This window comes from Bacillus sp. SIMBA_074, assembly GCF_046534555.1.
GTDB lineage: Bacteria > Bacillota > Bacilli > Bacillales > Bacillaceae_G > Bacillus_A > Bacillus_A mycoides.
This window is the reverse complement of the sequence record NZ_JAWRYM010000557.1, coordinates 1-270: the sequence shown is the minus strand read 5'-3', so window position 1 is coordinate 270 and position 270 is coordinate 1. Positions and strand designations below refer to the sequence as shown.

1 protein-coding gene is annotated in these 270 nt (G+C 73.0%); it reads right to left on the bottom strand.

What is annotated here, in order from left to right; all coding sequences use genetic code 11:
* Window positions 1-87 precede the first annotated feature (87 nt).
* A partial coding sequence (locus SB773_RS31960) for a hypothetical protein (RefSeq protein WP_410594355.1) occupies window positions 88-270 on the bottom strand: 183 nt, incomplete at its 5' end.

The window sequence follows — 270 nt, the reverse complement described above, 5'->3', positions numbered from 1 at the left end:
ACCGCGAATCGCGCTGCTCGCCCAGCCCCTCTTTCGGGGCGCCGGCGCGATCGGCCACAGCCGCGGCCAGCAGCGCCGATGCGGTGGTCACAGTTCCCCCTGCACAGCCTCGCCCGCGCGTGCCGGTCCGACGACCTCCGCGCGATCGCCGCGCAGCGTCATCCCGATCAGCGGATACAGCAGCACCGAGAGCATGCCGGCCCCGACCAGCGCGGCGGCTGTGCCCGTGTCGAGCATGTCCTGATCCACACCGATCGCGGTGACCGCGAC